This is a genomic window from Rothia terrae, from assembly GCF_012396615.1.
GTDB lineage: Bacteria > Actinomycetota > Actinomycetes > Actinomycetales > Micrococcaceae > Rothia > Rothia terrae.
Genome location: NZ_JAAXPV010000003.1, coordinates 129,699 through 143,806 on the forward strand (window position 1 = coordinate 129,699; position 14,108 = coordinate 143,806).

Genomic DNA, 14,108 nt, shown 5'->3' on the forward strand with positions numbered 1-14,108 from the left:
GCTGGTATGAGACCGATGGACGCACGTCTGCCAGCAGTCCCTCTCGCTTCACTCGCGCGGGGTGCTCGGAAGCGACTCACGTCGGCGACCCGTACTTACAAGGTGAAGAACGCGCGTCCATCGGTCTCTGCGCATCAGCATCGCGTCCGCTAACGCCGCAGGTTAGGATGCTCGCACTGCGCCCTCGTCCGGGGTGGCTGAGAGCTTTGACCAGTTGTACCAGCCGTAGATGGAGTTGAAGATGAAAGCGATGTACATGACCACCATGTCCATAGATCCCGCGGTGTCGCTGGTGAGCCAGAGGACGATTTGGGCGAGGTTGAGAACAATCCACAGTGCCCACTGTTCGCGGTAGCGGTAAACCATGAGAATCTGCGCGATAACGGCGATGGTGGTGGTAAATGAGTCAATGTAAGGCTGGTTAGAGCCGATGCTTGCAAGGAGCATGCCGTAGAGCCAGGTGCCCAGTGCCAGAATGACTGCTACCGCTGCCCAGCCGGTGAAAGCGATGCGCCTGGTTTTGACGTCCTTCGCATCGCCCTCGTTTGCCTGACGCGTCAGGTTTTTGCGCCAGGTGTACAGTCCCCAGAACTGGGTGAGCACGTAGAACACTGCGATCATGACCTCGCCGTAGAAGACCGCCTGCAGCGAAAGGTAGAGGTAGAGAACGTTTTGAATGACGCCGAAGAAGTAGTTTGAAATGCGTCCTTTGCCGACCAGCGCTACACAGATGACGCCACTGATTGCAACGATGGAACCAATGATTCCCTGGGGGTATACCACCGCAAAAATGACTTGGAGCAAGATGATGGCGGGGTAAAAGATTTTTTCAAAGGGCGTGTAGCCGACGAAGAGGTCTTCGTAGACTTTTCGACTGAAGCTTTTGTGGTGGATTGCAGGTGCTGTCATTCTTTTACTTTCGAAGAAATAGTGGAAAGACGGTGGGCGATGAGGACGCTAGTTGGCTAGCACCGCGTTGATGGCGGCTTTGGCTTGTTCGTAGCGGGCTGCGTATCCGTTGCCGGTGAGCGAGACGAGTTTATTTTCTAGGCCTGCGGCTTTTACTTCTTCCAGCATCAGGTCTGAGATTTCGGTGAGGTAGGCGTCTGTGTTGTTGGTTTGCGACCTGAAACCGTCGTCGGTGTAGCTTGCCTGGCTGACGGGTGGGATGAACAGAATAAGATCCCAGCGTGCTTTGGCGATGAGCGAGTCTGCCATGGGTTTGAGGGCTGTTGTCCAGTCGTCCATGGTCAGCGCACTGGCGGGGTCTGCTACCGATAGCGCCGCGTAGCATTTGGTGACCATCGCGTCGGTATCCATCAGCGCTAGCCCGCGGTTACCGGGATTATCAATGACCTCGCGGTTGAGCTGGTATTGGCCGGTGAAAACATTCTGGTAGTCCAGCAGGTCGTAGTCTTCATCGCGAATGTTCGCCTCGACCTGGTAAACCCGCGCGTACTCGTAGGAGTACGGTGCGATGTAGAGCTTGGCGAGGTCTTCGATCAGGGTGGTTTTACCGCCGGACGCTGCGCCCATGACTAGCACGTTCTTGGTGAAGAAACGTCTGAACGGGGGAGCGATGAAATCCCAGTAGTGTAGAGGATTCTCAAGGATGCGTTCGCTAGTGAGTGCGTCGTCGCTGCAGTCTTCACTGCACTCTGTGCCGGTGCGAGCTGAAAACGTAGAAGCATGCACGAGTTTTCCACCGGCGTCCTGAGCTAGGTGCTGGACGCGGGCGTCGTTCTCGGCGTCGTACCAGGTACGTGTGGCGGTGGCTTGGACGTGCTTTTCGCAGAGCTCTTCTATGGTCTGTGCGGGGAGCTCACTGTCGGTGACTGTTGCGAAGTCTACGATGACTAGTGGATCGTTTTTGAAGTATTCAGAGACATAGCGGTAACGCTTAATGTGAGTCATGCCGGCGTGACTACCTGCATCGTGCTCGTGCCCGGCGACAATTACTAAGGCGCCGCCGTCGTTTTCTTTCTTGGCACGTAAAATGGTGTCAATATGCGCCCGATGCAACGGCGCGAACGAACCCACCACTACACCTACGCCGGTGCCGGTGAGCTGTTTCTTGTACAGCATGTTGGTGCCTTTCGTTGCCGCGGTGAGGGGAAATCTACGTCAAAAGTTTTGCAGGTATTGAGCCCAGAAACAAGTTATAGTCATCTCGACACTAATTATTACTTCGGTGCGTTACGTAAGCGTTCACCGTCCGTCATATGACCGTTACATTTTTCAGCTTGCACGGTATCTATACACTGGATACTTGCACCCGCCATTAGTTCGTAGATAGAGAGTCTCGTGAATACGTCTACCTTCACTCACGACGCCCGTCACGGCCTACGCCTGCTCCCACCCGTTGTGATGGGATATTTTCCATTGGGGCTGGCCTTCGGTGCCCTCGCTACCGATGCGGGGCTACCGCACTGGGTAGCGCCGCTCACTGCTGCTGTGGTCTACGGCGGGTCTATCGAGTTTCTGATGATTACGCTTATTACCGGCGGCGCAACGCTTGTAACCATGGCAACTACCGCTTTCGCGGTGAATTTTCGCCACGTCTTCTACCCGCTGTCATACCCTCGTCATCTCATCCGCAATGCAGGTGGCTGGTTCTACGGCGCCTATTCACTGACTGACGAGGTATATGCCATTGTGAATACCCCGCACGGCCTCACCAATCAGCGGCAACTGCTGCTCTTTCAGGCAGGAGCACACTTCACATGGTTCTTCTCAACTCTGATTGGTGTTTTTGCGGGGCAAGCCATTCCCGAAAGTTTTCACGGTCTGGACTTTGCGATGGCAGGTCTCTTCACCGTGCTCGCCATCGACTTCTTTAGACACTCGCGTCAGTATCGACCGCTCATCTACGCATTTGCCGGATGCGCGGTAGCGTGGTTTCTGGCGCCCGGGGCTTTCTTGATGGTTGCCCTGGTTATCTTCGCGGCTTTCTGCGTAGCGGATGCTGTATATCAGGTAAAGACTGGGAAGGCGGGGCACTAAATATGCAGATTGATGTTTTGCACACCCTCGCTCTGATTGCTGTTGCCGCAGCTGTCACCTTTTCACTTCGCTTTGTGCCCATGCTGACCGTGCGCGCAATCGCCACCAACCCCTACGTGCTGGCCATCGGCAAAATGCTCCCCGGCGGCATCATGGTCATCTTGGTGGTGTACTCCATTAACCACGGCGAATTTCACGGCGCAGGGGGACTGCTCGCTCTAGCTGTCGCACTGGGATTCACCATCGGGTTGTACCTCTGGCGTAAAAATGTGTTGCTCGCACTCGTTGCCGGCGTACTTATCTACGGTGCGCTGACCTTCGGCTAACCCCGCCGCACACACCAACGCCGAGATCTCAAAACAACGGTGTTCGAGCCTCGGCATTTTTTGATGTTGGATGCGTCTGCGACTAAGAGACAGCTCTAAGAGCAGGCGCGCCGTCCAGCGGAACGGCATCCTCACCCTCAAAACGAGCACCCAGACCCATCTGAATAAAACGAATGGTAGAGGTAATGTGACGCTCGCGATCCTCGGCGGACGAGGCGTCCTCAGCGCGATCCGCGCTAGAAGTGAGTGAACCGTGAACCAAGTGTGCGAGCTCTTTAATGTCGTTTTCGGGAATAAAGTTTTGCTCAATCGCCTGCGAGAGAATGCCCACAAGAACCATTTGTAGTTCACGAACGTGCTTGCCGAGCTTGGCGAAAGACTCGGGGGAGAGCACAGAGCGCATTGCCGGGCCGGGAGGCATATGGCGGCGCGCCATGTCTTCAATCGAAAGACGGATGTAGATAGCGAGCTTATCAATAGGGTTTTCAACGCCCTCAAGATTTTCGCGTAGCTCGGTGATAAAACGCTCGGTTTCAGTAAGGGCATAGGCCACCAGAAGTTCACCCATGTCAGCGAAGTAATTGTAGACAGCGGTGCGTCCAATTCCCGCGTTCTTGGCGACGTCCGTCATGGTCAGACCGGGAAGGCCGTGTGAGTAGAGCAAACTACCGAAAGAATCGAGGATGGCGCGCTGGGTGTTTTCGCGCTGGGCTACGTTTGAGGCTGCTGAAATACGAGGCATATCGACACTTTACAATAAAACGTCACCAAGAATGAGCGGGGACGTGCTGCAGCGGCGTTTTCCCAGATAACTAACAGTTTCACCGGGGCACGACCCGCGCATCCGCGTCTCACATACCCGTCACACTTAGCATTCGCCCGTTTCAACCGCGTACAATAAAACGGCTCGGGTGGCAGACGAGCACACCCGGTTGCTTCACAACCTGCAGAAAGCAACGGGACCTATTCACGTACCGTCTTCATACAAATAAGAGAATATCTATGTCTGAACACACCACCACCCACACGCCCACCTACGCGCGTCCGGCACACACCTACTTCGACCTTCTTCTCGCGGCATCCGCAGTAATCCTGGTGATCTCAAACATCGCCGCCACCAAAGGCGTCGCGTTCGGCCCCATTCTCACCGACGGCGGATTCTTCCTTTACCCGCTGGCGTACGTCATCGGCGATGTGGTCTCAGAAGTCTACGGTTTTAAAAACGCACGACGCGTCATTCTTACCTCTTTCGCCGCAGCGGCTTTCGCATCCCTGTGCTTCTGGATCACCATCAAATTACCCGGCGCTGAGTTCTACGAAAACCAGAGCGCGCTAGAGACCGTACTGGGCCCCGTGCCACTGATTGTCGGAGGCTCTTTGCTCGGCTACCTGGTAGGTCAGCTGTTGAACTCATGGGTGATGGTCGCCATGAAAAAGCGCACTCAAGGACGCTTTCTCGCGGGGCGACTGATGGGCTCAACCCTGGTGGGTGAACTCGCCGACACCCTGATTTTCTGTTCGATTGCGGCACCTATCCTGGGTATTTCAACCGCACCGGACTTTCTCAACTACGTCATCGTCGGCTACATCTACAAGTGCGCGGTTGAATTCATTCTCATGCCTATCACCTACCCGACCATCAGCTGGTTCAAAAAGCATGAGCCGAGCTACGCGTCTGCACACGCGTAAGGACGGTTACCGCGCAACATCTTGCTTGCCTCAGCGGTGCTATGAATAAAGCTCTGAACGATCCTCTTTTGCATTGGGTCGACCTATAAAAATGGCGTCCCCTGCTACCAGCAGGGGACGCCATTTTAGTGACTGATGTAGCGAGGCAATTTATCGAACGACGCGTACGCCACCGTTAGCAGTCCACTTGAGGGTTGAACCGTTAGAGAACTTCACGGTTGCTGAACCATCGGAGTTGGTGACCTCGTCGGTGACGGGGAAGCCGAACTTCGAAACGTAACCGTTCTTCCACCAGTAGTTGTAGATCGCTCCCTTTGAGTTCATAGCGTGCGCACCGGTGGTTGATGACCACCAGATACCGGTTTCAGCCCAGTTAGCGTTGCGGAAGTACTGAACCGCGCCGCCAGCGGTCGGAGTCTCATCGGTGACGGGGAAGCCATCAGTGTTCACGCCACCGCGTGATTCCCACAGAGCCTTAATCGCGCCGTTACCGTTGACCAAATAAGCGCCGGTGTTCGGTGCCCAGTAGAAACGGTTTTGCTTAGAACCGTTCTGGAATACCTGACGCGCGCCGCCGCTACCAATGCCGCCTTCGTCCTCAACGGGGAAGCCGTACTTGCCGGTGCCGCCCTCATTGGTAAAACGTGAGCCGATAGCGCCGCGCTCAGCCACCAGGTGAGTGCCGTTCTGCGACGTCCAGTACAGCGCGTTCAGTGGGCCCGATGCGGGAGCGAACTTCTGCATAGCGCCACCGGGGATGCTGACCTCATCGAATGCGGGGTAACCCAGGCCGCGCTCGTAGTCGCTGTCGCGGTAGCGTGCGCCGATGCTCCCTGCAAAGTTCACGGAGTGCGCGTCGGTACGAGAGGTCCAGTAGATGGAGTAGTTCTTAGCGAATGCCTGAATAGCTCCGCCGTTAACACCTGAGAATTCGTTGGTGGTCGGTGAACCAAACTTGGTGATGCCGCCCTTTGACTTGTAGTAGTCGCCGATAGCGCCCTTGAGCGTGAACTGTGATGCCGGAACCGGTGCAAGGTCCGCTGCTGCCTTGACTGCCGCTGCGGCGTCTACCTGCTTGTAGCCCTGCAGGTTGTAGCCGGTGCTGGTGAGAATATTGCGGATCTGCTCTACAGTGATAGCGGGGTAGGCCTGCTTCATCAGTGCGATGGTGCCGGTGACGTAGGGTGCCGCCATGCTGGTGCCGTTCATGGTGCCGTAAGTGGGCGAACCGATGCTTGAGCTACCGGTGTTCAACGGGCCGAAGATGTCACGGCCGGTGGTACCGCCGGGGGCAACAACATCCAGCATCTCACCGTAGTTTGAGTACTCGGTCAGCGTGTACCACGAGGTAGATGCACCCACAACAATAGCTCGGTAGCAGTTAGCCGGTGAGTAGTTGCTAGCGCTCTGACCCTCGTTACCCGCTGCTACAACAACGGGTACATTGCGTGAGAGAGAATCATTGATCGCTGACTGCATCAAGTCCGAGCAGGTGTTGTCGGGGTATGCCAAAGACATGTTCACAACAGTTGCAGGACGCTTGTTGGTAGGAACACCGGGAACGTAACCGCCGGAGGTCCAGATGAGCGCATCAGCAATATCTGAAACGTAGCCGCTACCGTTGAGACCGAGCGCGCGACCGTAGGTGAGCTGCGCACTGGGTGCTACACCGGTGGTGCCGGTGCCGTTAGCGCGTGCCGCAGCGATGCCCGCCACGAAAGTGCCGTGCCAGTCAACGCTGGGGTTATCTGAACCCTGGTCGAGCGGGTTGGTGTCGCGTCCTCCGCCGTCACGTGACAGGCTGGGAGATGAAATGAAGTCGTAGCCGTAAGAGCCACTGGTCTCAAGATCCGGGTGTACAGAGTAGCCGGTGTCGACAATACCGATGGTCTGGCCAACTCCTGTGTACTTGCTCCACGCCGGTGCGACATCGAGGTAATCGTAGGTCAGCGCCCACTGCTTGGAGTAGTAGGGCTCAGAAGTGGATGCGAGAGCTTTCACCAGGCGGTCCGGCTCAGCGGACTCAACGCGCGGATCTTTCTCGAGATTTGCAATGACCTCTTTTTGCTCGTCGGGGTTCAGCATCTTATCCGCTGAAATTACACTGCTCTTCTCATCAGCGGCAGTGGTTTCTTTTAAAAGCTGTGAATTGTCAACAGCATCGCTTTCAGCTTCAACTTTATTCGCAACTTCTTCGCGAACTTCTTTGGGCTGCTCGTCTTTGAACTTGACGATGATGCGGTCGGTATCTTCAGAAACCTGCGTAGTTGTAGGCTGCTGGTTTGCTGGTGTGGGGAGGTTAGCCGCAGATGCGCCAGCGAAAGAAGTTGCTACCAGCGCGCATGAGCTGAGGATAACCGGGGGAAGGTATCTAAGTTTCATATTCAATTAAAAAAGGGGACAGGGGATAGGTATGTGTGGGTGCACCGGGTGAGTGTACCGTTCACCAAGAATAATAGGTTTTTTCTCACCTGTTTAGACATTCAGCAAAAAAATATTCAATATCTCATTTTGGCGGCTATGATTGCCAGTATTACTTTTTGCAGTCAGCAAACTGCTTGCCTCGTAAAGTACCTTTTCACCACGTTAGGTTTTCAATGGGTTCACACGCTACACAGGTGTCTACAGAAGAAAAAGGTAGGCTTTCCCGTTCGCTTTCGCACGGGCAGATGACCATGATTGCTCTCGGTCTTGCCGTGGGCACCGGTCTGTTTTTGGGTTCTGGCGGGGCGATTGCGATTGCTGGCCCTGCTGTTATTATCAGCTACGCTATTGGCTCTTTGATTGCGGCGGTGATCGCTGCATGTGCTGGTGAGATGGCTGTTCGTTACCCTGTTCAGGGTGGTTTTGGCACGATTGCAGGACGCTTCTTGGGCCCTTACGCTGGTTACTTGACGCGGTGGGCCTACTGGGCAACGATGGTCCCGCTCACCGGCGCCGAGCTGGTAGCAGTGGGCAAGTACATGGGCTACTGGTACCCTGACATTCCGCTGTGGCTGTGGGTTGTTGTTTCTGGCGCCATTATTGTTGCCTTGAACCTGACCTCCGTGAAGTCCTTTGGCACCATGGAATTCTTCCTCTCGTCCATCAAGGTTATTGCGGTTATCGTCTTTATCGTCTTCGGACTGGTCCTGGTTTTCTTTGGTCTGCCGAATACTCCTGCAACCGGTCTGGGCAACCTCACCAACGACGGTGGCTTCTTGCCCAACGGCATCTCATCCATCTGGATTTCACTGGCAGTCGTCATGTTCTCCTTCGGCGGTGTTGAGCTGATTTCCATCTCGGCAGCTGAAGCCAAAGACCCCGTGCGCTCAGTGAGCTCATCCGTCAAAGCGATGATGTACCGCCTGGCTACCTTCTACGTGCTCGCGATCTTCGTGGTCGTTGCCATGATGCCGTGGAAGCAAGCTGCAACACTTGAAGGTGAAGTCAGCAGCTCACCATTCGTCATGGTCTTCTCAGCGCTGAACATTCCCTTCATCGCAGGCATCACTAATTTCGTGGTTCTCACCGCAGCACTATCCGGCGCGAACGCGGCACTCTACGCAGCAACCCGTCAGATGCACGCGCTTGCACACGACTCCATGGCACCCAAAGCATTTGCCCGCACCACCGGCAACGGTATTCCCGCGCTGGCCTTGGGACTGTCAATGGTCGGCTCCCTAGTCGCGGTCGTTATGGCAATCACCGGCGTCGCTAACATCTTCGTCATGATGATGTCACTGGTCACCGTCTGCGTGCTCGTCGTCTGGTTCATGATTCTTACCTCCTACATGTTTTTCAAGAAACAAGAAGGTAACGCATCACCATTCCGCGTCTGGGGCGGACGCACCACAGCCGCACTTGCTTTACTGGGCGTCCTCGCAACCTTTGCCGCCATGTTCTTTACCCAAGACATGGCAATCTCAGCAACCGTGGGCGTCGCGTTCTTCGCCTTCATCAGCATCGTCTACTTTGCTTTCGTGCGTTCGCGCCAGAGCGTCAACCACGATGCTTTCACCGAAGCAAGCGATTACGCTAACCAGCAGCAATAGCATGTAAAGGGGCGGGGTAATACCCGCCCCTACGCATAACTTTTCACCACACACGCGAAAGAAAATCTCATGGCTTCTACATCAGCTCCGGCTGAAAGCAACCAGCTCAAGCGCTCGCTCTCTCACGGTCAAATGACCATGATTGTGCTGGGCTCAGCGCTGGGTACCGGTTTGTTTTTGGGCTCAGGTTCAGCGATTGCGCTGACCGGTCCGGCGATTATTATCAGCTACGCTATTGGTTCTTTGCTGGCTGCCAGCATTGGTGGTTCTGCGGGCGAGATGGCGGTGCGCTACCCGGTGCGTGGCGGATTCGGCTCTATCGCTACCCGCTATCTCGGCCCCTACGCAGGCTTCCTCACCCGCTGGGCCTACTGGACGGCAACCTGCGCTATCACCGGTATCGAGCTGATTGCGGTGGGTAGCTACCTGAGCTTCTGGTGGCCTGATCTGCCACTGTGGGTAGGCATCGTTGTGTTTGGCGTCTTGATTATTGCGCTGAACATTCGTTCCGTGAAGTACTTCGGCGCCATGGAATTCTTCCTCTCATCCATTAAGGTGTTCGCGCTACTGCTCTTCATCGTGGTTGGTCTGTGCCTCGTCTTCTTCGGCCTTCCTGGCCATGCCGCGTCCGGCGTTTCTAACCTGACCAATGACGGCGGCTTTATGCCCGGCGGTTTCACCTCGGTCTGGCTGTCACTGGCGATCGTGATGTTCTCGTTCGGTGGCGTTGAGATGATTTCAATTTCAGCGGCTGAAGCTGAAGATCCGGCTCGTTCGGTGCGTACCAGCGCTAAAGCAATGATGTGGCGTTTGGCGACGTTCTACGTGCTGTCCATGTTCATTGTGGTGTCTTTGATTCCGTGGCAGCAGGCTGCCGACTTGGAAGGCACCGTTGCCACCAGCCCCTTCGTGATGGTCTTTGCTCAGGTGGGCGTGCCCGCGATTGCCTCCATTACTAACTTTGTGGTGCTGATTGCGGCGCTGTCAGCGGCAAACGCTAACCTTTATGCTGGTTCGCGCCTGATGCACTCGTTGGCCTCCGACCGCATGGCGCCGAGCTCGCTGGCGCAGACCAGTAGCGCCGGTATTCCCGTGCGCGCAATGCTGGTCTCGCTCTCGGGCGTCGTTCTTGCTGTTCTGCTGGCAATTTTCTTGCCCAAGGCGGCATTCGGCGTCATGATGACGCTCGTGATGGTGTGCGCGCTGACCGTGTGGGTATTGATTCTGCTGGCGTACATTGCTTTCAAAAAGGTGGAAGGCAACTCGGCGCCGTTCCGTCTGTGGGGCGGACGCGTCACCGCCGGTGTTGCCATCCTGGTGCTGTTTGCGATTTGGGTTGCTCTCTTCAAACTGGACGGTAACGGCGTTCCCGCGACTGTCGGCGTGGTCTACTTTGTGCTGCTGACGATTATCTACTTTGCTGTGGTCAAGAACGTGCTGACTGTTGATGAGGACGCGTTTGCCGAGGCGCAGCGCGCAACCGAACACTACGAGAGCGACCGAAAATAAAAGGTTTTATCTTGGGTTGCACATGAGAATGATTTTCAGTATTATTGTAAGTACGAATTGCATGATACTTCAATGCGTTCATATGTCTGTGTGTTGAGAAAACCCCGCATCCCTTGTGGATGCGGGGTTTTCTTTTGTGCGGGCACGGGGTTGGGGTGCGTGGTGGGTGCGTCGGGCGTCTGGTGCGCTGGGTAAAGTGACCAGATTTGTTTCGTAGTGACCACAAAACTCTCAAGAGTAGGCGGTCTTTGGTGCTGAAAAGAGAGTTTTGTGGTCACCTCCCGGGGTGGTGCTGTTTTCCATACCTTGATTTGCAAACGATAATCATTATCAAATAAGCTAAGAGGTATGCAGATGACAGCTCTCTCATCCCTCAGCCTTTTTGCACGCACCGACGCTGCCGACCACTGGCTCACCTATTGCCAGCAGCACAGTACTGTGCATCAAGACAGCAGCCACACCTGCCAGGACGCGCCAGCCGACGTAGTCAGCTACGACAGCCTCACCAACGACGACGGCATCGAACTGCTGCGCACCCACACCCGCGCATCCGGCGAAAAAGAGCAAAGCCGCATCCATATAGACGGCGACTGCCTCTCATGTGCAACCCTCGCTGAAATGACAGATTACTTGCCAGCTATCGCTGAGCGCACCGAGCGTCTTTTGTTGATTCTTCCGCCCGGTGTGTCCATTAGTACCGCCCTGAAGGTCGCCAACGACTGCCCCCACATTGAGCTGGTTACCGCATCATTGGCAGTTCTAGATTCAGATATCGAAGATGATCTATGGTCTTCTGAAACTCTCAACGCCCGTGGCGTCACCGGCTCATGTGCCGATGAACGCACGCCGGGGGAATTCGTCGTAGCCGATCTCAGTTACGCAGACACCGCGCTGGTTGCCACCCACCCCTTTGACTGTGAGAGCTCGAACCATCGGCGCACCTTGGAACTGCTACGAAACATAGCTCCCCACCTCACCGTGATTTCCGTGGAACACAAAGAACCCGCCGAATGCGGCTACCACAATATCGTCGCGGCGCAAACCCGCGCGCGTCCGGGGCATCTGCACGTAACTGAGGACGTGTTGTTGGGCGAGAATGGCGAATTTTCCACCGCCGTCATCACCACCGAGAAACTCATCGACTCAGAACAGCTTGCGCAGCTGCTCCCTCAGATTGTTGAAGGTATGGTGCGCGTGCGCGGGCACGTGTGGCTCGATAGCCACCAGGATGACCGTGTGGCGGTTGAAGGCATCGGCCCGGTTGTCTGGTTGCAAACTCACGGCGCGTGGGGACGCAAGTTGCCGGCCACGCGCATCGCTCTCACCGGCGAGGACGTCAACGCCGCCGAGCTTCAAAAACTTTTAGAAACGTGCACCATTACCGGTGACGATATTGCGCAAGAACTTTTGCGTGCGGATCAAACATTGAAAGAAGGTTAGTGATGAAGGTACGTAACTCATTGCGTTCACTCAAGAAAATTCCCGGTGCTCAGATTGTGCGTCGTCGCGGTAAGACGTACGTGATTAATAAGAAGAACCCGCGTTTCAAGGCGCGTCAGGGCTAAGCTCTTCTTCCCGCCGAGATCCTGATTCATCGACGAAATCCTGATTTAAAACAGGATCTCGTCGATGAATCAGGATCTCGGCGGTTAAAGGCGGTTAAAGGCGGTTAAAGGCGGTTGAAGGACGCGCCGCCTCGCGTCCTAAGATGGAGCGTATGACTGATTCTGTTTTTGTGGTGGATGTTCCCCTGCGTTGGGGTGATATGGATGCGTACGGGCACGTGAACAACGTGACAATGATGCGCGTGCTTGAGGAAGCGCGTATCGCGGTGTTTGGTTTGCCGCCGTCCTCGGGCGAACCCGTTGAGCAGGCACCAAAGATTCCTCTGTTTGAGCAGTTGGAAAGCGGTGTGCAAGCGCTCGTTGTTGAGAACTGGGTGAAGTATCGCGCGCAGCTTGCCTACCGTGGTTTGCCCGCGAAAGTGGAGGTGCGCATCGTTGGGGTAAAGCCTGCAACGATTACTGTGAGCTACGAGCTGTTTGATGCGTCCACTGGCGAGCACTGTGTAAGCGGTACTACCACGCTGGCGTTCTTCAACACCACTACCGGTGGGCTCGTTCGGCTGACCAAAGACCAAAGGAGTATGCTTGAGGAGCACCGCGCATCGTAGCTAGGCTCGTTTGTGCGGTTTTTTGTGCTCAAAATTGTCGAGGAATAAGGGGCTAGTGTGACATCCGCTCGCGAACATATTGTGCAGATGATGAAGTTTGCTCCCGCGCAACGTGATCATGTGCCGGCTTTTCGTATTGCGCTGAGCGTGGCGATTCCGCTTCTTATTCTTCTTTTTACGGATCATCTTGAGCTTGCGATTTATTCGGCGTTTGGTGGTTTTACCGCTCTGTATGCTCGCAATGAGCCGCGCGCGTCTAGGTTTAAGCACCAGTCGCAGGCGGGCATCATTTTGTGTCTGTGCATCGCTATTGGCATGTTGCTTTCTGGTTTTCATGCTTCGATTTGGGTGACGACGCTGGTGTGTTCGGCAATCGGTGGTGTGGGCGCGATGGTGAGCACGGTGCTGAATCTGCGTCCAGGCGGTTCTCTTTTTCATATTTTTGCGACGGCTGCGGTGGCGTCGGTGCCTGTGGCGACGCATCCTGCTATTCCTCTTGCGGTGGCTATCGCATCCGCTGGTTTTTCGGTGGTGTTGGGTCTTGTCAGTAGCGTGGTGGGCGAGGGAATTAAGATTGTTTCTACTCCGCCGCCGCATTCTCTGACTCGCAATCAGTTGCTTGAGCAGGGCGTTATCTACTTTTTTGTAACGCTTATTGCCGGATGCGTGGGCTATGTGTTGGGGCTTTCGCACAGTTATTGGGCGATGGTTGCGGCTAACGCTATTGTGGTTGGTCCGAATATGTATGCCCGTTTTTATAGGGGCGTGCAGCGTACGGTGGGCACGTTTGTGGGTGTGCTGATTACGGCGTTTTTTGTGTCGATGCACCCGGACCAGTGGCATATGGCGGTGCTGGTGATCGTGTTCCAGTTCTTGGCTGAGATTTTTGTGTTGCGTAATTATGGTTTTGCCATGCTGTTTGTGACTCCGCTGGCGTTGTTTATGATTCAGTTGGCTAAGCCGCTGACCAGCTATGAGTTGTTGACGGATCGTATGCTTGAAACCGCTATTGGCGCGGTGGTCGGGATGCTGGCTGTTTTAGTAACGCGTAGCCCCGATAAGCTGGGTCAGGACACCGTGGCTATTCCGATTTTGCGTGCAGCTCGTAACGTGCGTGGCTCGGTGAGAAGCAATTTTGATCAGTAAATTGGCAGATAGCATCACCCGCGTCATTCTTGACCAGGGTCCTTTGCCCGCTGAATTTCATGAGCCGGGACGAGCAGGGTGGCTGTTATCTTTCAACAAACTGAATAAGGTGCTAGGAAACTAGCTTTCTTACACGATACAAAGATGCCCGGGAACGCGCACGCGTTCCCGGGCATCCGTGGTTTTTAGTTGCTTGTGGCAGGTGATAGCGATGCTGGTGAGATTGCG

The 14,108-nt window shown here is 55.1% G+C and carries 13 protein-coding genes; 9 read left to right on the plus strand and 4 right to left on the minus strand.

The annotated features are described in order from the left end of the window. Positions 1-162 precede the first annotated feature (162 nt). Together pnuC and HF984_RS02820 are read right to left on the minus strand one after the other, a co-directional pair. Positions 163-909, minus strand: a complete 747-nt coding sequence (pnuC, locus tag HF984_RS02815) for a nicotinamide riboside transporter PnuC (protein WP_168614168.1) — start codon at positions 907-909, stop codon at positions 163-165. A gap of 48 nt (positions 910-957) precedes the next feature. After that, positions 958-2,085 (minus strand): AAA family ATPase, encoded by a 1,128-nt coding sequence (locus tag HF984_RS02820; RefSeq protein WP_168614169.1) that lies wholly within the window; start codon positions 2,083-2,085, stop codon positions 958-960. A gap of 219 nt (positions 2,086-2,304) precedes the next feature. On the opposite strand from HF984_RS02820, the gene HF984_RS02825 reads away from it, so the two are divergent. Then, positions 2,305-3,003: an AzlC family ABC transporter permease gene (locus HF984_RS02825; RefSeq protein WP_168614170.1), complete on the plus strand. Its 699-nt coding sequence runs from the start codon at positions 2,305-2,307 to the stop codon at positions 3,001-3,003. 2 nt (positions 3,004-3,005) lie between these two features. Then, positions 3,006-3,329 (plus strand): AzlD domain-containing protein, encoded by a 324-nt coding sequence (locus tag HF984_RS02830; RefSeq protein ID WP_168614171.1) that lies wholly within the window; start codon positions 3,006-3,008, stop codon positions 3,327-3,329. A gap of 82 nt (positions 3,330-3,411) precedes the next feature. Here HF984_RS02830 and HF984_RS02835 read toward each other — a convergent pair whose 3' ends face one another. Next, positions 3,412-4,071 carry a TetR/AcrR family transcriptional regulator gene (locus HF984_RS02835; protein ID WP_168614172.1) on the minus strand — a complete coding sequence of 220 codons (660 nt, stop codon included), beginning with the start codon at positions 4,069-4,071 and terminating at the stop codon, positions 3,412-3,414. 260 nt (positions 4,072-4,331) lie between these two features. On the opposite strand from HF984_RS02835, the gene HF984_RS02840 reads away from it, so the two are divergent. Continuing rightward, complete coding sequence (locus HF984_RS02840) at positions 4,332-5,018, plus strand: queuosine precursor transporter (RefSeq protein ID WP_168614173.1); 687 nt, start codon at positions 4,332-4,334, stop codon at positions 5,016-5,018. A gap of 150 nt (positions 5,019-5,168) precedes the next feature. On the opposite strand, the gene HF984_RS02845 is transcribed toward HF984_RS02840, so the two are convergent. Next, on the minus strand, positions 5,169-7,400 hold the full coding sequence (locus HF984_RS02845) for a S8 family serine peptidase (RefSeq protein ID WP_168614174.1): 2,232 nt from the start codon (positions 7,398-7,400) through the stop codon (positions 5,169-5,171). A 215-nt stretch (positions 7,401-7,615) separates the two neighbouring features. Between HF984_RS02845 and HF984_RS02850 the strand changes: the two genes are divergently transcribed. The 6 genes from HF984_RS02850 (at position 7,616) to HF984_RS11665 (ending at position 13,880) form a co-directional block, all read left to right on the plus strand. Beyond that, positions 7,616-9,052 (plus strand): amino acid permease, encoded by a 1,437-nt coding sequence (locus HF984_RS02850; RefSeq protein WP_168614175.1) that lies wholly within the window; start codon positions 7,616-7,618, stop codon positions 9,050-9,052. 69 nt (positions 9,053-9,121) lie between these two features. Beyond that, on the plus strand, positions 9,122-10,561 hold the full coding sequence (locus HF984_RS02855) for an amino acid permease (RefSeq protein ID WP_247596416.1): 1,440 nt from the start codon (positions 9,122-9,124) through the stop codon (positions 10,559-10,561). Between the two features lie 354 nt (positions 10,562-10,915). Beyond that, positions 10,916-12,001: a GTP-binding protein gene (locus HF984_RS02860; protein WP_168614176.1), complete on the plus strand. Its 1,086-nt coding sequence runs from the start codon at positions 10,916-10,918 to the stop codon at positions 11,999-12,001. Positions 12,002-12,003: 2 nt separating this feature from the next. Beyond that, positions 12,004-12,126, plus strand: coding sequence for a type B 50S ribosomal protein L36 (ykgO, locus tag HF984_RS02865; RefSeq protein ID WP_168614177.1), 123 nt, complete (start codon positions 12,004-12,006; stop codon positions 12,124-12,126). A 152-nt stretch (positions 12,127-12,278) separates the two neighbouring features. Beyond that, positions 12,279-12,734 carry an acyl-CoA thioesterase gene (locus HF984_RS02870; protein ID WP_247596417.1) on the plus strand — a complete coding sequence of 152 codons (456 nt, stop codon included), beginning with the start codon at positions 12,279-12,281 and terminating at the stop codon, positions 12,732-12,734. A gap of 57 nt (positions 12,735-12,791) precedes the next feature. Beyond that, complete coding sequence (locus HF984_RS11665) at positions 12,792-13,880, plus strand: FUSC family protein (RefSeq protein WP_168614179.1); 1,089 nt, start codon at positions 12,792-12,794, stop codon at positions 13,878-13,880. Positions 13,881-14,108: the final 228 nt, after the last annotated feature.

What these genes read in the sequence shown, in the direction of transcription:
- HF984_RS02850 (WP_168614175.1), top strand. Translation starts at nt 7,616, where the DNA reads ATGGGTTCACACGCTACACAGGTGTCTACAGAAGAAAAAGGTAGGCTT.
- HF984_RS02820 (WP_168614169.1), bottom strand. Translation starts at nt 2,085, where the DNA reads ATGCTGTACAAGAAACAGCTCACCGGCACCGGCGTAGGTGTAGTGGTG.
- ykgO (WP_168614177.1), top strand. Translation starts at nt 12,004, where the DNA reads ATGAAGGTACGTAACTCATTGCGTTCACTCAAGAAAATTCCCGGTGCT.
- HF984_RS02835 (WP_168614172.1), bottom strand. Translation starts at nt 4,071, where the DNA reads ATGCCTCGTATTTCAGCAGCCTCAAACGTAGCCCAGCGCGAAAACACC.
- HF984_RS02840 (WP_168614173.1), top strand. Translation starts at nt 4,332, where the DNA reads ATGTCTGAACACACCACCACCCACACGCCCACCTACGCGCGTCCGGCA.
- HF984_RS02830 (WP_168614171.1), top strand. Translation starts at nt 3,006, where the DNA reads ATGCAGATTGATGTTTTGCACACCCTCGCTCTGATTGCTGTTGCCGCA.
- pnuC (WP_168614168.1), bottom strand. Translation starts at nt 909, where the DNA reads ATGACAGCACCTGCAATCCACCACAAAAGCTTCAGTCGAAAAGTCTAC.
- HF984_RS02870 (WP_247596417.1), top strand. Translation starts at nt 12,279, where the DNA reads ATGACTGATTCTGTTTTTGTGGTGGATGTTCCCCTGCGTTGGGGTGAT.
- HF984_RS02860 (WP_168614176.1), top strand. Translation starts at nt 10,916, where the DNA reads ATGACAGCTCTCTCATCCCTCAGCCTTTTTGCACGCACCGACGCTGCC.
- HF984_RS02845 (WP_168614174.1), bottom strand. Translation starts at nt 7,400, where the DNA reads ATGAAACTTAGATACCTTCCCCCGGTTATCCTCAGCTCATGCGCGCTG.
- HF984_RS02855 (WP_247596416.1), top strand. Translation starts at nt 9,122, where the DNA reads ATGGCTTCTACATCAGCTCCGGCTGAAAGCAACCAGCTCAAGCGCTCG.